Origin of the sequence: Rubricoccus marinus (assembly GCF_002257665.1) — a bacterium.
Taxonomy (GTDB): domain Bacteria; phylum Bacteroidota; class Rhodothermia; order Rhodothermales; family Rubricoccaceae; genus Rubricoccus; species Rubricoccus marinus.
The window spans coordinates 1,246,376-1,267,263 of record NZ_MQWB01000001.1 but is presented as its reverse complement, the minus strand read 5'-3'; the positions used below and the strand labels follow the sequence as shown (position 1 = coordinate 1,267,263).

Below are 20,888 nucleotides of genomic sequence, written 5' to 3'. Positions count from 1 at the left end.
GCTCAAGCGCCAGAGGCCACGCCGCTGCTTGCCGCTGGCGTCCGGAAAGCGCCTGACGTGGACCTGAGAGGACATCCAAACAGGCAGTCCTCACGGCGACTCCGTGCGGAGGCGGAGCGTGAACCCGCCTCTGGCGTCTGCAGACGCCGAGCCGGCCAGGATGCCGTAGGCGCCCGAGGCCGGGATGACGTATCGGAGCCCGGCATTGAGCCCGAGGCCGCGGTCATCGTTGTGGAGCACGTATCCCCCCGTGTTCGCCAGCGTCAGGAACGGGTCGAAGTCCGAACTGAGCATCTCGACGTACAGCGTGTCGCCCTCCGTGAGCTCTAGCTCGTAGGTGACGGCCGGGCCGGTGTGATCGGGGGAGAGTTGGAAGATGCCTTGCGAGCCATCCAGCGTGCCCTCCACCCTGTGCCACTGCGGGGCCTCTGGCGCGGCATTCTCCGGCGGGCGGACATCGCCAGAGGCCTCGGCGGCGTCTTTCGCGAGCGCAGCCAGCAGGGAATCGGCGCGAGCGGCCTGCGCTTCGGCGCGAGCGAGCACCTCTGCCATCGCGCGGTCCTGCTCCGTTTGCTCGGCCTCGCGCCGTTTTCTGGCGAGGCGCTCCACGGTCTCGAACGCACCCAGGATGGTGCCGTAGGCCTGATGCGGCGTCATCGGGTCCAAGCCCAACAGCACCGACCCGACACGCTCGTCTTCGGAGAGATAGAGGCAGTCCGATCCGTCGCGGCAGACGAGGGCGGGCTGACCGTCCACGGCGCCGCCTTCGAGAGCACCGAACGGCGCCGCATACCGCGTTTCGCCCAGGGCGAACACCCACCCCCCATCCCCGGCATTGACGCGGAGGCCATCGGGGTGATAGAGGTAGAACGTGTCGGTGAGAAGGACGAGGTAGTCGTTGGGATCGGTGCTCTCGCCCTGGGCGACAAGCGCCTCGATTACCCGGCGGCGTACCTCCAGCAGGCGGATGCGCGTGGCGTTGCGCACACCGATGTCGGCAATGACGAACCGGCGCGATACCGTGGCCTCGGCGCCAGAGGCCGGGATGGCGCTGCACGCGGCGTCTGCGCAGGTCGCGATGCAGGCGTTCCCGTCCGTGCAGAACAGCTCGAGCCCGTCGTCCGTCTCGCGAAGGGCGGTCGTCCAGGCCGCAGCGCGGTAGCCGGCACCTTGGTGTCGGACCTGCCACCACCCGTCGTTGGTGAGCTCCCACGCGAGCCCGGCGCCTGTATCGCGGAGGCGCTGGGTGGTGGCGCGGACGAGCCACGCGAGGTCGGCCTCTGGCGGGAGGGCGAACTCATAAACGCCACCCGCGACGCGTTCGGGGGCGTTCCACGCCTCGCTGAACTGCGCCCCGCGCGGAAGCTCGATTACGATCTCGCACGATACCGACGGCGCATCCGGGTTGAGCACGACGCCTCTGGCGCCGGACGTCTCAGAGCGCACGGCACCGTCGCAGTCCGGGTAGACGGATTGCACGCGCTCGCCGCGCGGAGGTTGGATCTCATACCGCAAAGCCTGCCCCATCCGAAGCTCGACGGGGTCCAGGCGCGCGACAGCCGGATCAGCAGAGGGTGTCCCGCCAGAGGCCGTGGCGCGGGGCGAGGGCGCGTCGTCCCAACCCGTGGGCGGGAAGGCGAACTCGCAGCCAAACAGGGTGACGGCGAGGAGAGCGGTCCAGATGGGGTGGCGCATGGCTGTCCGGGCGGTGTACCGATGGAGGCTAGTGTGCCCGTCTGTGCCGCCGCCTCCCGCAGATGTGGGGGCAGAGTCGGCTACGGCGTGAGTCGCACGCCTAGCATCCAGCCGCCGTCGCCCACGGCGATGGTCAGCCCGTCGATGGCGTCGCGGTAGAAGCGCGCCTCGCGGTAGGCGTTGAAGCGGCGGGCAGAGGCGTGCGCGCCGCGCACGTTGGAGAGGTAGAACGCTCCCGCAACGAGCGTAGAAAGCGCCGGCAACACATAGCCAGTCGGGCCTCCTGCATCCAGTTCGTAGCGCCAGGCGGAGTACGCGCCGTAGCCGAGGACGGTCGTGAGGCCGAATGCCTGAGCCGCGTCGTAGACATGACCGCTGTAGAGCTGTCCGCTTCCGGGTATGGCGGCGCTCATGGCTGCGGCGAGACCGGGCGAGCGGGGCGATTGCGGGGGGCCGTCGCGCAGCCCGATCCGAGCCGCGGCGACCTGGTAGGCCGTCCCCTCGGGGCCGAACGCAGCGTCGGTGTCGAGCGGCTCCAGGTGGGCGATCGCGGCGGGGTGATCGCTCTCGTGGAGCGCGAGGAGCGCCTCGGCGATGGCGAGGCGGGCGCCGAGCGTGTCGCGGTCGGCGGGCTGGAGATCGGCGGCGTCGAGCGCGAGCGCAGCGTCCTCAAAGCGACCGTCCTGGAGCAAGAGCACGGCGTACTGCCACCGGAAGGTGCGACGGAGGTCGGGGAAATCCGTCGCGAGCCGCCGCAGAGCGTGCTCCGCCTCCGCATATCGGCCGGCGAAGAAGGCGCCGTTGAGAGCCGCCGTGCCGCTGGCGAGCCGCGCCGAGGAGTCGGCCGAGAGCTCGTAGTGCGCCATGTGGAAGGCGTAGCCCAGGAACGGCTGCTCGGCGCTCTCGAAGTGCTCCGCCAGCCGCGCGAGGTCGGCGACCGTGAGAGTGGCCTCTGGCGACAACGCACCGCCTGGGGAGACGGCGGCGGACGCCGTAGGACCGTTGTCTGATTCAGATGCCGACGCCGCGGCGTTGTTGGGGGCCTCTTGCGCCCGAGGCGCCATCGCCAGAGGCCAACTCATCAGGAGGAGGATGGAAGCGAGCGCGGTAGTTCGGGTGAAGCTGGCGCCAGTCTCGCAGCGTCGGGGCTGTGTTGGCATCGGGCGGGTCATACACGCGGGTTCGGCCATCGAGACGGAACGTGAAGGTGGTCTGGCCGCCGACGAAGGCGGCGTTCTCGCGGAAAAAGAGGCGGTCGATCGTCATCAGTGAGCCGGGCACGAGGCCCCACCGGCCGACGCTGTAGCGGGCGTACATCGAGCACGAGGGCCACGCGGGGCACGGGCGCGCCATCCGTGGCGACACCTCGCGCTGGTAGTAGCGGAGCGCCACCTGGCCCAGACCGGCCTCTGGCGCGTCGAGGGTGTGGAGAAGCGCGTCCTCCGCCCAGGTGGTGTCCGGGGCCGACCAGCCCCAGTCCCACCCGTCCGCTTGCGCGGCAGCGCCAGAGGCCCAGACGAGCAGCATGAGGAGTGGGGACCGGGTCACGGAACGCGAAGTGCATCGAGGAAACCCGGCAGGTCGGTTTCACGGATGGTGGTGTGCGTGCTCCCGAGCACGTCCAGCGAGAGGTGCGCGCCAGAGGCCGCCTCGCGCGCTTCCACGCGGTACAACGCCTCCCCGCCTATGCCGACGCCCCGACCCACGACAGGCGACGCGAACACCACCACGTCGGCGCGGGCAGCATCGGGCACGACGGTGGCTTGCGACGCGTCGCGGGGAGCGGCCGTCCCGCAGACCGTATCGCTGACGTACAGAAAGGCGATCGAGACGCCCACCATGCCTGCCGTCCACAGACACGTCGCCACGGGGTCGGCGCTCAGCGCTTCGAGGTAGCACAATGCGGACGTGCCTTCGAGGGGCCACAAGCAGGAGCGGCTGTCATCCTCTCCCTCGTCGACGAACACGAGCGCGACGCCATGGACCACGCCAGAGGCCTCTTGCGCGTGAAGTGCTGGGACGAGCGCGAGCAGGATGAGGAGCGGAGCGAGACGGATCATCGGGTCGGAGTCTGATGTGCGGGGGGCATAGACCCGACGGCCTCTTGCGCGATGCCGACACCACCCCTCGGAGTAGGCCTCTCGTCCACGGAGGAATCGGCGCGCTCCGGGTCTTTGCACTCGCCGCAGTCACCCCAGCCGATGTAGGCGCACGGGTTGCCTTCGCGAACGAGGCCGACGATCGCGGCCGCCCCGAAAGCGGCCGTCGCGATCCCGGCGACGACGTAGCACGCGGTCTGGTCTTCCTCAGAGCCAAGGCACTCGTCCCCTCCCGGCTCATCGTCTGCGGCGACGAGCGCGAAGGCGGACGGCACGCCGAGAAGTGGGTCGAGCGCCTGGGCCTCTGGCGCCAGAGGCGCGAGGGCGAGCGCGGCGAGCAGCGCGAAACGGGTCATCGGTCCAGGGGGCTGGCGTCGTTGATAGAAGGACACGTCTCTGTTTCAGCGAGCCGAGGTCCGAGGGCGTGGGTCCACGAGTCGGCGGAAGAGACTCGGTTCTCTGCGCGCGTCAGCGGCGCGGCTCCGCTCTCCTGCACGGCTCCGGTCACGCCGACGCCTCGGCGCTGGAGCAGGCTCTCGTCCGAGTGGTCGGGTCTGAACCGTCTGGCTCCATCCCCAACGTCCACGGCCTGTGGCGCATCGGCGCACAAGACTGGCGCGAACAGAAACCCGACGCCGATGGCGACCCCAGCACCCACGATGCACACGGCCTCGGAGGTTGAGAACGGGCACCCGTCCGCATCGATCTCGTCGCTCGTGGACTGAGCCCGTGTAGGAGCGGCGACAAGGACGAACGCGAGGAGGAGTGGTAGAAATCGCATCGGATGATCGAAGGGGAAGCAACGGGGACCTGTCACGGCAACGCGTCGAGCCTCTGGCGGAAGACGCCCGCCGTTTCCGCGCCGACGATCCGCTCGCGGAGCACGCCAGAAGCGTCGATCACAAACGAGACGGGGCGGGCGCCCCGGACGGCGGCGTATGGCCCCACGAATTCCTCCAGCGATGCGTGGGCGTATACGCCCGCCGTGGGCTGGTCGGCGAGCCAGGCACGCAGCAATTCTGGCGGCTCGTCGCTGACAAAGACGACGGCCAGCCGGTCGGGCCTCTCGCGCTGCAAGCTGTCGAGCGCGGGCATCTCGGCACGACACGGCGCGCACCACGTCGCCCACGCGTTGAGAAGGACGGCGCGGCCCTCGAACGCCGCCAGGTCCAGCGGCTCACCGGTCCGCACGTCGGTCAGCGCCAGAGGCGGGGCGGGCTCGCCCAGTCCAGTCGCCGGCAGCCGACCGGCCACGGTGCTCGCCAGAGGCGCGCAGCCGACGAGGCTTGCGAGGGCGGCGAGCAGGGCGAGAGCGTAGGGCACCGATCAAGGAGGGGACGCTCCAGCGTAGCGGCCCACCGGCTCGCGCGTGTCCCCAAGAATGCGGGGGGTACCACCGGCCCCGAAGCCCCTCTCCGCTAGAGGCCTCTTGCGAGATGTTCTCGCCGCACCTGCTAGGTCATAAAGGGTTTGGGGCTTCTGCGTTATTCTCCGACGCGTTTGACCTCCGATCCGCCCCGTGCGCCTCGCGCTGCTCGCCGTTCTCCTCGCCTCTGGCGCCGCCCATGCCCAGCCGCTCCTCGACGTTCTGACGCGAGCTGACGGGCTGCCGTCCGACTACGTGCTAGCAGTGCACCAGGACCGGTGGGGCTTTCTGTGGTTCGGGACCGACGCGGGGACTGTCCGGTGGGACGGGCGCCGCGCGCGAACGTTCTCCATCGACGAGGGCCTCCCGCACCCGTACGTCAAAGGCTTCGCCGAGACCGCGGACGGGACGCTCTGGGCCGCGACCAACCGAGGCCTCGCACGCCGAACCGTGACCGGGTGGGAGGCCCAGGACTCCCCGCTCGGGGACTCGCCCATCGGGGGCATCACGACAGATGATCAGGGACGGCTTCTCGTCTCAAACCGGTTCATGCTCGCCCGGCTCGAAGACGGCCGCTGGCGATCGCTGTACCGGGAGACGGGTCTCGGGCGATGGGACGCGCCGCTTCTCGACGTCGGCGACGGGCGGATCCTTGTGAGTGGCTTCCACGAGGCCCGTGCGCTGCTCCTCACACCGGAGAACTCTGGCGCGCCAGAGGCGGGATTTCGCGCTGAGCCTCTAGCGATCGAGGGAATCGGCCCGCTCACCCCCGGTACGTACGTCGCCGTCTACCGCATCGGGGGGCGGCTCATCGGCGCCATCCTTTCGGAGCGGGGAAAGAGAGAGTTGGTACCCCTCCGCCTCGACCTCAGCGCAAAACGGATCCTCGCGGGGGCACCGCTCCTGGATGCGCCCATCCCCGGTCTGGCTGGGCACGGCAGCACCACCTATGTGTTCGGGTCGGGCGGGATTCGAGAGGTCGACCTTCAGTCCGGCACCTTCAGCCCCTTCATCCTGACGGACCACGTAGTCACGACGGCCTCCGACGGTGAGGGGGGCGTGTGGGTCGGGACGTTCGGCAGTGGCGTGGCGCGGATCGGCGGCACGCACCTCACATCGCTCACCGACCGTCCTGCCCGCCGCATCGCGCTGGCGGGCGATGAAGCCTGGGCGGCCGGAGTGAGCACGACGATGCACGCCGATCTCTCCGAGCAGGAACCCAGGGTGTGGTCCATTAACAAGACGGGCCCACGGTCGGTGACGGTCACCCCCGACGGGCGGTTTCGGCTCTCAGGTCAGGCCTGGCTCTTCGCGCCGACGACGACAGCCGAGACCAAGCGCGGCCTTCGCGGTCAGAACGGCCTGCTCAATGAGGTGGAGGACGGGAACTGGGTGTCGGGCTCCGCCGAGACGGCGGATTCGCTCTGGCTCGGGAGTTACGGCAGCGGCGTGCGCCGCTTTCTCAAGGCCTCTGGCGCCCTGGTCGAGGTCGACACCGTCTCCACCGCGGATGGGCTGCCCACCGAGACCGTCGAGGATGTGGTTCGGACACGGGCCGGGACGTGGGCCATCACGCGCCAGGGCCTCGCCCTTGTGCGTGGGGGGCGCGCACGGGCGCTCGGTGTCGCCCAGGGACTCCCGTCGTCAGCCGTGTACTCCCTCTACGAAGCCCGCGACGGCACGCACTGGGTCGGGACGAACCATGGCGTGGCGCGGCTTGCGCCAGAGGCCCTCCAGCCGGGCGGGAGGTGGCGGGCCGAGGCCATCGGCGCCCAGGAGATGGAGGGCGAGGCCGTCGTCGCGTTTTTCGAGCGGGCGCAGGCGCCAGAGGCGGTCTGGGCCGTGACCACGCGAGGCCTCTGGCGCATCGAAGGAGGCAGGGCGCGGGCCGTCGGGGGCTTCCCGCTCGTCCGGGACCGCCGCGAGACCATCGAACACGCGGCGTACCACGCGCCGTCGGACCGCCTCCTGCTCGCGACCAGCGCGGGCGTGTCCATCGCCGATCTCGGCGCTCTCCCGGCGTCGGCGCCAGAGGCCCCGCCCGCCGCCATCGTGGGCGCGCGCGTCGACGGCGACGAAGTGCCGCTGGCGGGCACGCCGCGCCGGGCTCGTCTCGCCGACCTCGTGCCCGGGCGGCACCGCGTCGAGATTGCGGTGGCAGCGCTCCAGTTCTCCGGAACGGGGCGCGTCGAGTGGCGCACCGAATCACGCGGCGCCGACAGCCTCTGGCGCGAAGCCGTGGACGGGCGCATTTCACTCGAGGACGTGGGCGCAGGGACGCATGTCGTCGAGGTTCGCGCGGTGGCGCCGGGCGGGGCCGTCTCGCCAGAGGCCGCGCGCGTCATCTTCAGTGTGACGCCGCAGTGGTGGGAGCGCCGCGCCGTGCAGGCGCTGCTCGCTCTCGCGATGGTGGGGCTTCTCGTCGTGGGCGTGCGCTACGCCAGCCAGCGGCGCCTGCGTGCTCGCGTGCGCCAGTTAGAGGTCGCCGAGCGCGTCCGCGCCGAGCGCGAGCGGATCTCTCGCGACCTCCACGACCACGTCGGCGCCGAGGTGGCGGCCATCCTCACTCACGCCGAGGTCGGCCGCCTCCGTGCCTCCGCCAGAGGCGACAACGCCGACGACCTCCGCGAGGTGGAGCACCGCGCGCGCCGCACGATGGGGAGCCTGCGCGAGGCCATCTGGGCGCTCGGGCAGAGCACCCTCACCGCCTCCACGCTCGCGGCACGGCTGGAGCGGTTCTCGAACGTCCAGACCGGCCCCCTCGGGTTTACCGTCGACGTTCGTGCCACCGGCGACTCGGACCGGCCTCTGGCGCCTGCGCAGGCGCTCGCGCTGTACCGCATCGGGCAGGAGGCGATCCGCAATGCGGCGCAGCACAGCGGCGGCAGCCATCTCGACATCGTCGTCTCGGCCACGCCGCGCTACGCGTCCATCACCGTCCGCGACGACGGGAGCTTTGCCTCCTCTGGCGATGGCGCTCCGCCCAACCCGGGAGCGCCCGTCGCCAGAGGCCTCGGACTGCGCAACATGCGCGCTCGCGCCGAGGCGGTCGGCGGCACCTTCGCCCTCGCGAATGGCGGCGGCACGACGATTCGCGCGGAGATCCCGCTGGTGGATTCCTGAGGTGCCGCCCCTGGAGGCCGTCAGTCCCGGAGGCGATAGCTCCGGTCCACGAGGTTGCCTACCCGCTTCCCGGTCCAGGTCTCGTTCTCTGGGCCTCCGCAAGCGGCCCACGTCCCCTCAAACCGGCTCGACTCGGCGTTGAAGACGAAGGTGAATGTGCCGTAGTACGTGCTGCCCCCCAGCGTGTAGCCAAACTGGCGCGGCGTACACGTCCCCTCGGCGCGCACCTCGACCCATTCGCCACGGAGCACCCCGTTCGCGTAGGTCCCCTCGATCCGCCCGCCATCAAGCTGGTAGCCCCCGGTCACGCGGCCCGAGGGCGAGGCTGCAGAAAGCCTCATGCTCCCAAACGTCGTGGCGTACTCGCCCTCCGGGATGCGCGAGGGATCCGCGGGGGGCACCGCCGAGCACGCCTGGAACACGAGAACCCAGCCGAGCGCAGCGGCTTGAGAAAAGCAAGCGGTGGGGGACGTGCTGCGACGCATGGGCCTTTACTGGCGAAGCCCGCCGATGCTCTGATTCAGAGGGCCATCCAGGCATGTGCCGCGGTTGCCACGAAGGGTCGCTGTGGCGCCCGCATCCCGCAGTTCGAGTTCGAATCGGCCGTAGTGTGTCGAGCCCCCGCTCGTGCGCGGGCAGCGGCCCTGCGTCTCCACGTCCGTCCACACGCCGGTTAGCGTGGAGCCCTCGATCGTGCCTGCGAGCGACACCAGCGGCTGGCCTACCTCGTCGAGGCTGCCGATGAACTCGCCCTTGGCGTTTGGAGGCAGAATCATGAGTTCACCCTGGCCCGTGAGGTAGATCCCGGCGGGAGGCCCGGCATTGGGACTGGGCCGAACGCCTCCCGCAGGCACCACGAGGGCGTTCAGGCTCGATCCGTCCGGTCGAGACCCCTCGTAGGAGCCGTCCCAGGATTCAGTCTGTGCCCCGTCCTCGCAGTACCCCCACGTGCCGTCGAAGCCGCTCAGATCCTCGTTGAACTCGAACGTGAAGGCCCCGTAGAGCGTGAGGCCGTCCTCGTCGGGATCGCAGGTCCCCTCTTGGAATTGCGTCGCCCAGCGCCCTGTGAGCGTTCCGTCCTGGTACGTGCCGCGGATGCTGCTGAGGCTGGTGGCGTCCGCATAGGCGCCTTCGACGACGCCCGACCCGGTGGGCGCAGTCAGGGCAAGCGTGCCGTAGTCTGTGTCGTACAGACCAGAAGGCGCCTGACCGGGGTCCGCAGGGACGTTTCGGGAGCCCGAACATGCGGCGAGCGAAAGGACGAGGCAGAGGAGAGCGAGACCACGCATAGCACGAAGGATGGAGGGAGCACCAGTCTCTTCCCGAGTGAGCCACTACGCCTCCCCACATCTTTGTGGGAACGGCTTCGCCTCGGCTCCACGCTCCCGCACCTTTGGGGGCGCGGTCTCCGCCAGAGGCCCGAACTTCCTCCATGCTCCGCATCGCCCTCGCTGAAGACCACCCCGACCTGCGCTCCGGCCTTGTCGAGAAGCTGTCCTTCTTCCCCAATGTGGAGGTCGTCGTCGCGGCGGAGAATGGGGCGGAGCTTGTGGCCGCGCTTGGCCTCTTGCGCGAACCGCCTGACGTGGTACTCATGGATCTCGAGATGCCCGAGATGGACGGCGTGAGGGCCACGGCCGAGCTTGCCCGCCGGTGGCCCGAGGTGGCCGTTGTCATGCTGACCGTCTTCGATGATGACGCGCGCGTGCTGGACGCGCTCGACGCCGGGGCAACGGGCTACCTGGTCAAGGAGACGCCCATCGAGGCGATCGTCGGCGCCGTGCACGACGCCGCCAGAGGCCGCACGCCTCTAGCCAGCGAGGTCGCTGGGGCCGTCGTCCGCCACCTCCGCGACGCCCGCGCCCAAACACGCCAGCGGGAGGCCGATGCTCACGCCCTCGGCCTGACGACACGGGAGCGCGAGGTCCTGGTCCTCCTCGCCAGAGGCTATACCGACGACGGCACCGCACACGAACTCGGCATCAGCGTCCACACGGTGCGCTCGTACACCAAAACGCTGTTTCGCAAGCTGGATGTCCACAGCCGCGCCGAGGCCGCGCGACGGGCCGCCGAAGTGGGCTTGGTCTAAGCGATGATTGCGCTTGGCGAGCACCTCTTGGCAGTCCCGCGTGGGAATGTGGGCGTCTCCGAGGCCAGTTGCGCAGTGGAGACGCTTCCGCGTTCGCCATGCTGGGGAGTACAACGGCTAGGTCAGCGTACTGGGCGCGTTTGAGTACGATGCGGCCGCACCTGAGGCCAGACCGTCACGTTTACGCTCGTCTAAGAGGTAGGATGTGCCTGAGGAACCCCGAGCGGGCAACCTCAGCGCACGACGGTAAAGCGCTGCATGCGCGGCTCGCCACCTGAGACCAGCCGCACCACGTGCACCCCCGCCGGAAAACCGCGCGTGCCCAGGCGCGACGATGGAGCGCGCCTGCCCCTTGGGGAGGCGCTGGGTACAGGAGGCTGATCTCTCCAGGGGTCGTACACGCCCTCGGCGTACGCGGCCTCCCAACGTTGCCGTATGCGCTCGGCAGCGCGTCCCTCGCGGACGCCGGTGGTGACCCACTTCCGGGTCGGAGTGCGGGAGCGGTCGTAGAACTGCACGGCGTAGATGCCGGTGTTTCGCTTCAGGAGGGTGGCCATGGTCGTGCCCAGCGGGAAGTAGACGACGCGTCTCCGTAGCAGCAATAGAGCAGCAGTCCCGGCAGCAGCGCGGCCGCCAGAGGCCCGGGCAAACGACAGGGCCTCCCAAGAATCGCTCTTGAGAGGCCCTGAGGGGTGCCCGAGACTGTAGCACGCGGCGCTTCCGAAGGAGACCGAGGTATACCGGAATCGTCCCGCGCTCATGTTTATGCGCGGGTGTGACACTCAGAGGCGCCGTTTGATTCTTACATAGAGGGACAAAACCTGTACCCAGGCCTGTACCCGTGGCGACCATCACCCCCCTCCTCCGACTGCCCAAAGCGCGCCCCGATGGACACGCGCCGCTGTGGCTCCGGTTCTCCGACACCCAGCGGACGGTCTATCTCTCGCTCGGAGTTTACCTCCACCCTCGCTTCTGGAACGACCGCAAACGCGAGGTCCGCAAGGGGCACCCGCACGCGGAGCGGATCAACGGCCTCATCACGAAGCGGCTGGCAGAGGCCGAGGACGAGCGGCTACGCCTCATGGTGGAGCGCGAGCCTGTCACGCTCGACGCGCTCCGCAACGCGCTGGCGCCGGAGCGGGTGACGGCTGAGGAGCCGGTGTGCTTCCTCGCCTACGTGGAGCGGTTTCTAGAGGGCGTGGGCAAGGGAGGCAACGTGCGCCGGGTCCGTCGCGAGTCCGTCGTCGTCGGCAAGCTCAGGGAGTTCGCGGCACCGGACGGCGCGGCGCTCCCCTTCGAGCGCATCACGCCGGAGTTGCTTCGGGACTTCGAGGCGCACCTCGTCGGCGTGAAGGGAAACAAGGCGTCTACTGTCCACGCCAACGTGGGCATCATCAAGATCCACTACCGGCGGGCGATCAAGGAGGGCCTTGTTGCTCGCGACTCGGACCCGTTCTTCTCCTACTCCCCCGGCCGGGCGCAACGACCTGAGAGACCCAAGCTGACCGAGAAGCAACTCCGCGCGCTGGAAGGGCTCGACCTCGGCGCCAGAGGCCCTGGCGCGAGCGTGGACTCCCGCACGCGCGACGCCTTCCTCTTCTCGCTCTACGCCGCTGGCGTGCGGTTCGGGGACCTCGCCAACCTCCGCGTTGGGGACGTGACCGCGGACCCGGATATGCCGGGGGCCGTGCGCCTCTCCTACCGGATGAGCAAGACCAAGAAGCGCGTCGCAGTCCGTCTCATTCCCCAAGCCGCTGCTATCGCGCTGGCGTACATGACCGACGCCAGAGGCGAGCCGAAGCCCGCCGACGCCTTCCTCTTTGGGATGCTCGACGGCTACGACCTCACGACTGGCGAAGGAAGGCTCGCGGCAGTTTCCAGTCAGAACGCGCTCGCCAACAAGTCGCTCAAGAGGCTGGCGAAGCAAGCCGCGACCGAGGACACTCCGATGCCGGATAAGCTCTCGTTCCACATCGCGCGGCACTCGTTCGCGGACCTCGCGCGGAAGGCCGGGTGGGACGTATACGCGATCTCGAAGGCGCTCGGTCACTCGGGGCTCAACGTCACCGAGCATTACCTCGCGGGGTTCGACGCTGCGACGCTCGACGCGCAGATGGGTAGACTGTTTTCTCCGAGTTCAGAGGCCGTAGGCAATGAGTGAGCCCAAGCCGGCAGGAGTGACCTGTAGCCCCGCGGCTCTCCAGCTTCCTGCTGAGGATCGTACGTGGCTCGGAGGGGAAGTATCCGGCCAGTCTTACCCTAACAATGAGATCAAGCCGCTTCCTTGGCTCAGCGCTGAGGAGCATGAAAGGCTCCTGTCATGGACATGGGACGGGTTCACTCAGATTCTAAGAACTGAAGGCTATGCTGCTCTGAGCAGATTGAGAGAGCGTTTGAGCGCCCTTAGAGACCTAGAGGAGGAGCGGGCGACACTCTTCAAGTCGATAAGTAGGCAGACGGCGGCAGACGCTATTTATCTGAATCAGCTAATAGAGAAGTACGGGCGCGACACCCTAGTGTGCGACGTAGCGGGAACGGATGGATGGGAACTTGTAGGAGAGTGCGTAGCCGTTCGGCAGCAAGATGTGGAGATGCAGGATCGCCGCCGCTCATTCATGATCGTCGCAGATGTGACATGGGGAAAGGCTTTACAAATTGTAGAGAGTGACCTCGAATCCTACAAACCCTGGCTGAAAACCAGGACTAACGAATACCTCTTGTCTGTATTTAGAGACGAAACAATAGAAGAGGTTTGCCGTCTATTTGAGTTATATGGTGTTGTTCACGACTGGATGGATCGTGAGGGACTTCGCGAGACAGGCCATCATATCAGAGACTTAGAACTCGTCCGTACTCTTTCCAATAGTTCTCTCCGCTTGTCGTACATCAGCAACGACCTGTTCGACGCTCACTACCACGAAGGCGGCTGGAGGGCGGTCGCAGCGGCATTCCGCGCGGCGTGGAAAGACGCTGGGCTCGACGCGGCCTCTATGCCGTACGATGAGGCGAATCCCGACGAGATCAACCGGAAAGTGAGCCGGTATAGAGAACGAATGGCGGCGCATCGGAAGCGCTCTGACAACGTTGGGTGAGGACTTGCCCGGAGGACTGTCCCGGCGGGCAAGGGGTTCACGTGGGCTCGCGCGGTTGCTTGCGTCAGCACCAACCCGCAGCCCCATGGATTCAATCGTCGTCACGTCCGAGGCCAAGCTCCGGCATCTCATAGATGCCGCCGTAGATGCCGCCGTCTCGCGCACGGCGCCACGCCTCACGCAAGCGGCGGAGAACAGGCCCGGTAAGGGCTGGCTCACGAACCGCGAGGCTCAGGACTACCTCGGCTTGAGCAAGGCCACGCTCGCGCGGTACCGCTCCGAGGGGATGCTCCCTTACTCGAAGATCGGGGCGAGCGTCTACTACCGACTGGCTGACGTGGAGGGGCTTCTCGAAGCCTCTCGCGTGTAGACCGCCATTCCCTTCAGGCGACTACCCTAATAGGTGGACGCTGGTGGGTAATCGCCGGTCGCGAGGTCATGTACGACCGTGTCAACCTCACTATCTACGTCGAGGAGCCGAAGCGGCTACGCCAGAGGCTCCCTCCGCTGGACGAGACGCACTCGGCGGAGCGGGGGACGTTCGCCTACGCGGGCTATGTCTGCGGCTTGCGTCTCAGCCTTCACGGCCACAACCTCCGCGTGAGAGGGAGCCTGCCGGGCTTCATCGGCGCCGGATTCCCGCCCGCGACTGTTGCGACGGTGGCTCGCCAGAGGCTAGAGGAGATGCTCGGGATGGACATGGGAGCCGCCCGCGTCTCCCGCCTGGAGGTCTACGCCGACCTGCCTCTGGCGCACCCGCCCGCGGCGTACCTCCCCTCCTACCTCGCGCTCTCGCGGCACGAGCCAAGCCGTTACCCTGGCAAGAGCGTCACGTTTGTGACGGCGAAGCGGACGGCGATCCTCTACGACCGCTTTGTCAAGACGGGGCGTGACGTGGACCGAGGCATCGCGCGTTTCGAGGTGCGGCACATGAAGGGCGGCGTCCCGCTCCTCTTTGGCCGCGTCACCACGCTGGCCGATCTCGCGTTGCCCGCCTTCCGCCGCACCGCCGCCGACGAGTGGGAGCGGCAGTACCACGCCATCGAGAAGGCCCGCGCCCTCGCGCCTCTGGCGGAGACGAAGGACTACGCGCGGTGGCACCTCCTCCACGGATACATCGCCAGAGGCCTGGATACCGTGCTAGACGAGATATACGGGTTTAGAGTCTCTGGAACGCTCGGCAAGTCGCAGACAGCGGAGATGCGGCGTAGCGTGCTCGCGCTCGTGAACGATCCGAGGCTCACAGCGCCGTGCCCGCTGCTCGCAGAGGCGGATGCTCTGATACGGGAGAGCGCGGACAGGATGCGCGCCTGAGCCTCTGGCGCCAGAGGCTCAGCATATGCAGCCTAGCGGGCCACCGTTGCTCGACCCGATCCCATCTCCATGCCTTCAGGCGTCTGCGCCACCACGCGGTAGATGTACGGGCCCGGGACGAGTCGGGAGAGGTCTGCCTCCACCGTCTGCCCTGCGCCGGCGCCGACCACCCCGCCCTCCACTCTCAGCACGAGCCGTCCCAGCGTGTCGTAGAACTCCACGTCCACCTTCGACGACGCCGGCATGTCGAGAGAGACGGTGAACCGTCCTCCCGTCGGGTTCGGGGCAGCACTCCGAAGCGCGAACGCAGTCGGCATCCCGGTCTCGCTCGCCGTCATGGCGCGCCGCTCCACCGTCAGAGAAGAAGAAGGGCCTGGTGTGGACGATGTCCCGTCAGTGGTCACCACGCGGTGATAGAGCTCTATAGCGCCCCCTGGCTCCAGGCCCACCCCCGCGAGGATGTCCGCGAGCTCCCCGAAGGTCGTCTCCGCCGTCGTCTCTTGAGTCTCAATCGCGAGCGGGGTGTACGAGAACGAGTCCGAGTCCGAGAGCTCCCACCGGTAGGTCACCGCATCGCCGTCAACATCGGTGGAGGTCGGCCACACGATCGTGACGGGTGTGGACTGATCCCCGACCAACACGAGCGTCGCGCCCGGCGCAGGCTGCGTGACCGTCACGGCGCGCGGGGCGTCGTTGATGGGGCGGACGGTCAGAGCGACGGAGGCCTGTGCCGTGGCGCCTGCTACGTCAGCGACGACGTATGTGAAGGCGTCCGCTCCGAAGTAGTCCGGGGCCGGTGTGTAGAGCACGGCGCCGTCCGCACCAATGGTAGCGGACCCGTGCTGCGGACGTGAGACGGACGCGACGACGAGGCCTCCCCCGATGCGGCTCTCGTCGTTGGCGAGCACGTCGATGGTGAGGGCAGTGTCCTCGTCGGTCGTTACGGTCTCGTTCCGTGCTAGCGGCGAGAGGTCGGAGACGGCTATGATGACTCGGGCCTGCGCAGAGCCGCCGTTGCCATCGGACACGGTGTAGAGGAAGGAGTCCTGCCCGGTGAACCCCACGTTGGGTGTGTAGGTCACAGACGAACCCCCAGAGGCCACGGCGACGGCGCCAAAGCTCGCACCACCTGCCGCGATGATTTCGAGGGGGTCTCCGTCGATGTCGGTGTCGTTTGCAAGGACGGCGACGGTGACGGGGGCGCCCTCTCCGGTCGAGACCGCGTCGTCTACCGCCAGAGGCGCGTCGTTGACTGAGCGAATGGCAACGGTCACAGACGCCGTGTCCTCAGCGCGAGCGGCTGCACTCAGGGAGCCGACGGAGCCGTCCCCATCATCCACGGTGTAGGTGAAGGTGTCCTCTCCGTTGAAGTTCGCCTCTGGCGTGTATGTGACCGTCCCATCGTCGTTGAGGACAGCCGTGCCGTGCTGTGGGCTCGTGACGGCGGTGACGGTGAGTTCTGTCCCATCGTCGGGGTCGCGGTCGTTGGCGAGCACGGCGACGGTGACGGGCTGGTCCTCGTCGGTCGCGGCCCGGTCGTCCACGGCCACAGGCGCGTCGTTAAGGCCACCGACGTTGATCCTCACAGTCGCTGCACTCGAGAAGCGGCCGTCAGTGATAGCGTAGACGAAGGCGTCCTCACCCACGAAGTCTGTCCCTGGCGTGTATACCACCCTGTCGCCCTGAACCACGGCTGTCCCGTTCTGAGGGGCATCTGTGATCCCCGTGATTTCAAGAGCGTCGCCGTCGGCGTCCATGTCATTGGCGAGCACGTCGATTACAACAGACGTGTCTTCTGCTGTACTAGCCTCGTCGGCGACGGCGACGGGGGCGTTCTCTTCGTCGGTGACGGAGAGCGCAAACGCCTGCACGGTGCTGAGCGTGCCGTCGGTTACCGTCAAGCGGATCTGAGCCGTGCCCACATCGGCGTCGGCGGGGGTGCCAGCTAGCGTGGCCGTCCCGTCAGCGTTATCGGTGAGTGAGAGCCAGTCGGGAAGCCCGCCAGCGGTAAACGCGACCGCGTCGCCGTCCACGTCCACTGCGGTGGCAGTGTAGGAGTAGGGCTCACCTTCGCGGACGGCCGTCACGGGCTCGGAGGAGAAGACCGGGGCATCGTTGATCTCCCGGACTGTAACGGTGACGGTGGCCTGGGCCGTAGCCCCCGCGGCGTCGGCGACGGTATACGAGAACACGTCGGTGCCGCCGAAGTTGGTGGCCGGGGTGTAGGTGACAGTCGTTCCGTTGGTAGAGACGGCGCCGCGGGCGGGCTCTCCGAGGGAGACGACCGTGAGGGCGTCGCCGTCGGGGTCGGAGTCGTTGGCTAGGACCGAGACCGTGACGGGCTGATCTTCATCCGTCATAGCCTCATCGTCTACCGGCCGCGGCGCGTCATTGACAGGCCGGACAGTGACGCGGACGGTAGCGGAGGACTCTGCTAGAGAGGCGTCACCTCGAACGTTAACGGATCCCACGGGCCCATCACCATCGTCCACGATGTATCGGAATGAGTCCTCCCCGTTGAAGTCCGCCTCGGGCGTGTACGTCACGGTGCCATCGTCGCCCACGGTGGCCGTCCCGTGCTCCGGGCTCGTCACGGCAGTGACCGTCAGCGTGGTCCCGCCGTCGGGGTCGCGGTCGTTGGCGAGCACGGCGACGGTGACGGGCTGGTCCTCGTCGGTCGCGGCCCGGTCGTCCATAGCCACGGGTGCGTCGTTGCGACTGACAACAGTGACTTCAACACGGCCAAACGCTTGGTCCTCCCCGTCGAAAACCGTGTAGTTGAACGTGTCCGTACCGAAAAAGTCTGGGTTTGGAGCGTACGTGACGGCGAGACCGTCCGGGCGGACAGCAGCGACGCCGTTGGACGGCTGCTCCGGGATGCCGACGACCGACAGCACGTCCCCGTCGGGATCTGTGTCGTTGTCCAAAACGGAGACGATCACTGGAGTGTCTTCCAGCGTTTCGATGATGTCATCGACAGCCAATGGGGGAGTGTTGCGGAACACAAATGGAACGCTGTACGCGTAAGCCGCACCGGAAGAGAACGCGCCTTGACTGTCTACGCCTGACGCCCCGACGATTCCACGGTCACCCGAGAGAGAGACGGCTCCTCCGAAGAAGTCCTCAGTCCTCGCGGTGCTCGCACGGAGCACTGCCGTTTCTAACCAAGATGTGCCGTCGAACTCGAAGGTGTACGCAGCACCAGCGTAAGTCATGCCATTGCTGGGGCCGTCTTCCGTATACGCCCCGACGAGCGCGCGATCACCCGAGAGTGACACAGAAAATCCGAATCCGTCGTTCGCCTCGCTGTTGCTCGCGCGCAGGGTGGCCGTTTCGTTCCACCCTCCGCTTGAGAGGTCAAAAACGTACGCCGTTTCGTCATCGTTCGTCCCGATGAGCGCCCGATTGTCTGATAGCGATACCGACCACCCAAAGTCTTCGATACCGGTGTCGCTAGGTTTAAGGATAGCAGTCTCTGCCCATGACACACCGTCGAACTCATAGACATAGGCAGCCCCGTCAACGCGTACCCCTTCCCTCACTCCTTCTTGCGCGCCTACGAGCACACGGTCACCTTGAACAGCCACACCCTCCCCTGTCCCCCCCCCGAAGAGGCTGTACTCCACAGGAATGGCGGCGCGCAGAATGGATGTCTCGGCCCACACACCTCCTGAAAAATCAAAAACGTACGCTGCCCCAGCTTCTGTCGTGCCATTGGATGGTCCATCTTCTCCATTCGCCCCGACGACTGCGCGGTCCCCTGAGAGCGACACGGAGATCCCAAACTCGTCCTCCGACTCGGCGTTGCTCGCGCGGAGAATCGCCGTCTCAGACCACGATGTACCGTCGAAGTCAAAGACGTAGGCCGCGCCGGAGCGATCCATCTCATCGCTTGGACCATCATCCCCCAATGCCCCAACGAGCGCACGATCACCGGAGAGTGATACCGAAACTCCAAAGCCATTAGGGGTCTCAGTGTTGCTGGGGCGTAAGATCGCCGTTTCAACCCACGACCTTCCGTTGAACTCAAATATGTACACTGAGGCGTTCCCTGCAGCCCCTATAATCGCGCGGTTTCCATCAACCGACACCGCCCTGCCAAACCTGGCTCCTTCCACCCTATTTCTCGGAACAAGCCGTGCGTCTTCCGTTCGGTCAGCTGTCAGTGCTCCAAAGGAAGCATCCACGGCGTCAGCGAGCGCGCGACCTTCAGCAGCATTGAGCCCGGCAGCATCGGCCTCGGCAAGAAGCGGATCAGTTGGCTGAGCGTAGGCCTCTGATGTGAGGGAAGCGAAGAGGAATGCGACCAGAGCAAGACGCCAAGAGCCGACAGGGTAGGAAGGGATCATTGTCAATAGCCACGAATGTTCAAATCTGCGGCGCCGCTGGCGCAGAATGATGATAGCTCTTCTTGCAGCGGATACAGAGTACAGCCTTGCGTTTGCAGACCTTCTTGGAGGCGAGGCGGAAGTGCAGTTCGCCAGCGGCTGATGCTAGCACTTGAGATGCCTCTTCGCCCGATTGATGGGTCCCCTTGCCTTACACGCGCCGCCAGGTTTCCCGCTTGCCAGTCGAAGATAGTGCATCTCCTTACCAGAGGAGCGACCCATTTGCATGGGTTGGTCGTGTGTATCATTGTATCTTTCCGAGCAACAAAAAAAAGCCAGACAGATTGGACAATGGCTAGAGCCACACGGCAATCACCCACACTCCTTTCACACGGCTTTTAGCCTCGTTAAACAGACCGGGGGGGGGGGCCTCTGCACTCATGCCTGAGAACATCACGCCCGACACCAAAACGCACCTCGCGCGGCTGGCGAAGCGAAACCGCCGCAGCCGAGGCGACCTCGACGGTGCGCGAAAGAAGCTCTACCTCGCCCTCGAACACGCCGAAGCGGTCATGCGCGACGCCGCGGCCTCTGGCGACGGCGCCCTCGTCCTGAAGGCCGTCCACGCGACGACGCAGACGACGGCGGCCTTCGCCAAGATCGTGGAGGTAGGCGAACTGGAGGCCCGCCTCGAAGCGCTGGAGGCCGCGCACGAGGCACAGGCCACGGCGCCCCCGGTGGACGCCTCCCCTGCCTCCGCCAGAGCCTACGCCTGACGTGCCCCGACTCCGCGCCCGCCTCGATACCCTGGAGCGCCTGAGCAGGACGCCAGAGGCCTCTGGCGCCTCGCTCGCCTCTGCCCTCGCCCGCGTGCGGACGTGGACGCCAGAGGCGCAGCGGGAGGCCTACGACGCGCTCCTCACGGACACCCCCCGCCCGGACTGGCTCCCGCACCTCTCGGCCGGTCAACTGGCCGAGTATTACAGCCGCCTCGCCCGTGCCTAACCCGCGACTCCGCCGCGTTGCGAAGATGGAGATGGGCACCCGCGCCCGGTGGGATGCGGCGTGGACGGCGTTCTGGGCCGACGTGTTCACCGGCGTCTCAGACGACGCGCTAGACGAGTACCTGAGCGAAGCCGCCCGGCAAGAGACGATGGACCCGGACGCGCTCGCGGAACGCCTCGCGGACCTCAACGCCGCGCTGGCGAGCATCGCAGAGGGCGCGCCATGCCAGGAGGAGACGCCAGAGGAAACCCGAGAGCTAGACGCCTGGGCAGAGACCGTGGGGCGCGTGACCGAAGCGACGCGCGACGGCGGGGACCTCGCGCTCTGGCCTCACCTCTTGCCCTCGCCGCCCGCGGAGTGCCCGGGCGAGCGGGCGTACGTCTCCGCGCTGTTCGCCGACGCGGAGCCCGGTAGCGCCGCGCGTGCCGCGCTCTCGTGGCCGCTGTACCTCTTCGCCTTCAACGACGCCGTGCGCCGGGCGTCTCGCGTGCCGCCAGAGGCCGCGCGGGCGCCGAGCCGAGCGGGGGTCTCCCCCCCTGTAGCACAACCGCGCCACGCTGGCGAAGCCTCTGGCGCCTGAACCGATGGGATGGGAACAGCGCGGCGCGCGGGCCTACTACTACGCGAAGGAGCGGACGCCAGAGGGCCGCGTCCGCTCGCGCTACCTCGGCTCGGGCGAGGCCCCGCGAGAGGCCGCCGACCTCGCGGCTCAGTCCTGCGAGTGGGACCGCGCGCTCTCCCGCGCCGGGTGCGGGGCGTTCCCCCAGATCGACCGCG

The 20,888-nt window shown here is 67.5% G+C and carries 20 protein-coding genes; 10 read left to right on the top strand and 10 right to left on the bottom strand.

The features are described from left to right. Window positions 1-90: 90 nt before the first annotated feature. From BSZ36_RS05190 to BSZ36_RS05160, 6 genes are all read right to left on the bottom strand, one after another. Window positions 91-1,695 (bottom strand): hypothetical protein, encoded by a 1,605-nt coding sequence (locus tag BSZ36_RS05190; RefSeq protein WP_094546678.1) that lies wholly within the window; start codon window positions 1,693-1,695, stop codon window positions 91-93. An 80-nt stretch (window positions 1,696-1,775) separates the two neighbouring features. After that, window positions 1,776-2,777 (bottom strand): hypothetical protein, encoded by a 1,002-nt coding sequence (locus BSZ36_RS05185; protein WP_143536770.1) that lies wholly within the window; start codon window positions 2,775-2,777, stop codon window positions 1,776-1,778. After that, a complete protein-coding gene (gene yidD / locus BSZ36_RS05180; protein WP_143536769.1) occupies window positions 2,707-3,243 on the bottom strand; it encodes a membrane protein insertion efficiency factor YidD in 537 nt (178 codons plus the stop codon). Before yidD ends, BSZ36_RS05185 begins: the two co-directional genes overlap by 71 nt. After that, window positions 3,240-3,755: a hypothetical protein gene (locus BSZ36_RS05175; RefSeq protein WP_094546671.1), complete on the bottom strand. Its 516-nt coding sequence runs from the start codon at window positions 3,753-3,755 to the stop codon at window positions 3,240-3,242. The genes yidD and BSZ36_RS05175 overlap by 4 nt, the downstream gene beginning before the upstream one ends. Then, window positions 3,752-4,150 carry a hypothetical protein gene (locus BSZ36_RS05170; RefSeq protein WP_094546669.1) on the bottom strand — a complete coding sequence of 133 codons (399 nt, stop codon included), beginning with the start codon at window positions 4,148-4,150 and terminating at the stop codon, window positions 3,752-3,754. Before BSZ36_RS05170 ends, BSZ36_RS05175 begins: the two co-directional genes overlap by 4 nt. Window positions 4,151-4,607: 457 nt before the next feature. After that, window positions 4,608-5,117, bottom strand: coding sequence for a TlpA family protein disulfide reductase (locus BSZ36_RS05160; protein WP_094546665.1), 510 nt, complete (start codon window positions 5,115-5,117; stop codon window positions 4,608-4,610). A gap of 196 nt (window positions 5,118-5,313) precedes the next feature. Here BSZ36_RS05160 and BSZ36_RS05155 point away from each other — a divergent pair, with 196 nt between their 5' ends. Further along, entirely contained in the window at window positions 5,314-8,283 is a 2,970-nt protein-coding gene (locus tag BSZ36_RS05155; protein ID WP_094546663.1) for a sensor histidine kinase, read from the top strand. A 20-nt stretch (window positions 8,284-8,303) separates the two neighbouring features. Here BSZ36_RS05155 and BSZ36_RS05150 read toward each other — a convergent pair whose 3' ends face one another. Beyond that, window positions 8,304-8,768, bottom strand: a complete 465-nt coding sequence (locus tag BSZ36_RS05150; RefSeq protein ID WP_143536768.1) for a hypothetical protein — start codon at window positions 8,766-8,768, stop codon at window positions 8,304-8,306. Between the two features lie 6 nt (window positions 8,769-8,774). After that, the gene (locus BSZ36_RS05145) at window positions 8,775-9,572 is read right to left on the bottom strand and encodes a hypothetical protein (RefSeq protein ID WP_094546659.1); all 798 of its coding nucleotides are present in this window, start codon (window positions 9,570-9,572) and stop codon (window positions 8,775-8,777) included. 143 nt (window positions 9,573-9,715) lie between these two features. Here BSZ36_RS05145 and BSZ36_RS05140 point away from each other — a divergent pair, with 143 nt between their 5' ends. Continuing rightward, the gene (locus BSZ36_RS05140; protein WP_094546657.1) at window positions 9,716-10,372 is read left to right on the top strand and encodes a response regulator transcription factor; all 657 of its coding nucleotides are present in this window, start codon (window positions 9,716-9,718) and stop codon (window positions 10,370-10,372) included. Window positions 10,373-10,605: 233 nt separating this feature from the next. Here BSZ36_RS05140 and BSZ36_RS05135 read toward each other — a convergent pair whose 3' ends face one another. After that, entirely contained in the window at window positions 10,606-10,929 is a 324-nt protein-coding gene (locus BSZ36_RS05135) for a hypothetical protein (RefSeq protein ID WP_094546655.1), read from the bottom strand. A 284-nt stretch (window positions 10,930-11,213) separates the two neighbouring features. On the opposite strand from BSZ36_RS05135, the gene BSZ36_RS05130 reads away from it, so the two are divergent. The 4 genes from BSZ36_RS05130 to BSZ36_RS05115 all read left to right on the top strand — a co-directional run bounded on the left by BSZ36_RS05130 (window position 11,214) and on the right by BSZ36_RS05115 (window position 14,778). Beyond that, a complete protein-coding gene (locus BSZ36_RS05130; protein ID WP_094546653.1) occupies window positions 11,214-12,533 on the top strand; it encodes a site-specific integrase in 1,320 nt (439 codons plus the stop codon). Beyond that, window positions 12,526-13,464, top strand: coding sequence for a hypothetical protein (locus tag BSZ36_RS18845; protein ID WP_143536767.1), 939 nt, complete (start codon window positions 12,526-12,528; stop codon window positions 13,462-13,464). The genes BSZ36_RS05130 and BSZ36_RS18845 overlap by 8 nt, the downstream gene beginning before the upstream one ends. Before the next feature lie 85 nt (window positions 13,465-13,549). After that, window positions 13,550-13,834: a helix-turn-helix domain-containing protein gene (locus BSZ36_RS05120; RefSeq protein ID WP_094546650.1), complete on the top strand. Its 285-nt coding sequence runs from the start codon at window positions 13,550-13,552 to the stop codon at window positions 13,832-13,834. A gap of 68 nt (window positions 13,835-13,902) precedes the next feature. Then, a complete protein-coding gene (locus tag BSZ36_RS05115; RefSeq protein ID WP_094546648.1) occupies window positions 13,903-14,778 on the top strand; it encodes a hypothetical protein in 876 nt (291 codons plus the stop codon). A gap of 32 nt (window positions 14,779-14,810) precedes the next feature. On the opposite strand, the gene BSZ36_RS05110 is transcribed toward BSZ36_RS05115, so the two are convergent. After that, window positions 14,811-19,127: an Ig-like domain-containing protein gene (locus BSZ36_RS05110; protein WP_094546646.1), complete on the bottom strand. Its 4,317-nt coding sequence runs from the start codon at window positions 19,125-19,127 to the stop codon at window positions 14,811-14,813. 419 nt (window positions 19,128-19,546) lie between these two features. Here BSZ36_RS05110 and BSZ36_RS05105 point away from each other — a divergent pair, with 419 nt between their 5' ends. The 4 genes from BSZ36_RS05105 to BSZ36_RS19255 form a co-directional block, all read left to right on the top strand. Then, complete coding sequence (locus BSZ36_RS05105) at window positions 19,547-19,882, top strand: hypothetical protein (RefSeq protein ID WP_094546644.1); 336 nt, start codon at window positions 19,547-19,549, stop codon at window positions 19,880-19,882. Window position 19,883: 1 nt separating this feature from the next. Beyond that, entirely contained in the window at window positions 19,884-20,111 is a 228-nt protein-coding gene (locus tag BSZ36_RS05100; protein ID WP_094546642.1) for a hypothetical protein, read from the top strand. Next, on the top strand, window positions 20,104-20,691 hold the full coding sequence (locus tag BSZ36_RS05095) for a hypothetical protein (RefSeq protein WP_143536766.1): 588 nt from the start codon (window positions 20,104-20,106) through the stop codon (window positions 20,689-20,691). The genes BSZ36_RS05100 and BSZ36_RS05095 overlap by 8 nt, the downstream gene beginning before the upstream one ends. Before the next feature lie 4 nt (window positions 20,692-20,695). Further along, a partial coding sequence (locus BSZ36_RS19255) for a hypothetical protein (RefSeq protein ID WP_179271030.1) occupies window positions 20,696-20,888 on the top strand: 193 nt, incomplete at its 3' end.

Excerpts from the sequence above, each read along its gene's own strand:
- BSZ36_RS05190 (WP_094546678.1), bottom strand. The coding sequence starts at position 1,695 with ATGCGCCACCCCATCTGGACCGCTCTCCTCGCCGTCACCCTGTTTGGC.
- BSZ36_RS05135 (WP_094546655.1), bottom strand. The coding sequence starts at position 10,929 with ATGGCCACCCTCCTGAAGCGAAACACCGGCATCTACGCCGTGCAGTTC.
- BSZ36_RS05105 (WP_094546644.1), top strand. The coding sequence starts at position 19,547 with ATGCCTGAGAACATCACGCCCGACACCAAAACGCACCTCGCGCGGCTG.
- BSZ36_RS18845 (WP_143536767.1), top strand. The coding sequence starts at position 12,526 with ATGAGTGAGCCCAAGCCGGCAGGAGTGACCTGTAGCCCCGCGGCTCTC.
- BSZ36_RS05175 (WP_094546671.1), bottom strand. The coding sequence starts at position 3,755 with ATGATCCGTCTCGCTCCGCTCCTCATCCTGCTCGCGCTCGTCCCAGCA.
- BSZ36_RS05120 (WP_094546650.1), top strand. The coding sequence starts at position 13,550 with ATGGATTCAATCGTCGTCACGTCCGAGGCCAAGCTCCGGCATCTCATA.
- BSZ36_RS05115 (WP_094546648.1), top strand. The coding sequence starts at position 13,903 with ATGTACGACCGTGTCAACCTCACTATCTACGTCGAGGAGCCGAAGCGG.
- BSZ36_RS05150 (WP_143536768.1), bottom strand. The coding sequence starts at position 8,768 with ATGCGTCGCAGCACGTCCCCCACCGCTTGCTTTTCTCAAGCCGCTGCG.
- BSZ36_RS05170 (WP_094546669.1), bottom strand. The coding sequence starts at position 4,150 with ATGACCCGTTTCGCGCTGCTCGCCGCGCTCGCCCTCGCGCCTCTGGCG.
- BSZ36_RS05110 (WP_094546646.1), bottom strand. The coding sequence starts at position 19,127 with ATGATCCCTTCCTACCCTGTCGGCTCTTGGCGTCTTGCTCTGGTCGCA.
- BSZ36_RS05145 (WP_094546659.1), bottom strand. The coding sequence starts at position 9,572 with ATGCGTGGTCTCGCTCTCCTCTGCCTCGTCCTTTCGCTCGCCGCATGT.
- BSZ36_RS05140 (WP_094546657.1), top strand. The coding sequence starts at position 9,716 with ATGCTCCGCATCGCCCTCGCTGAAGACCACCCCGACCTGCGCTCCGGC.
- BSZ36_RS05185 (WP_143536770.1), bottom strand. The coding sequence starts at position 2,777 with ATGAGTTGGCCTCTGGCGATGGCGCCTCGGGCGCAAGAGGCCCCCAAC.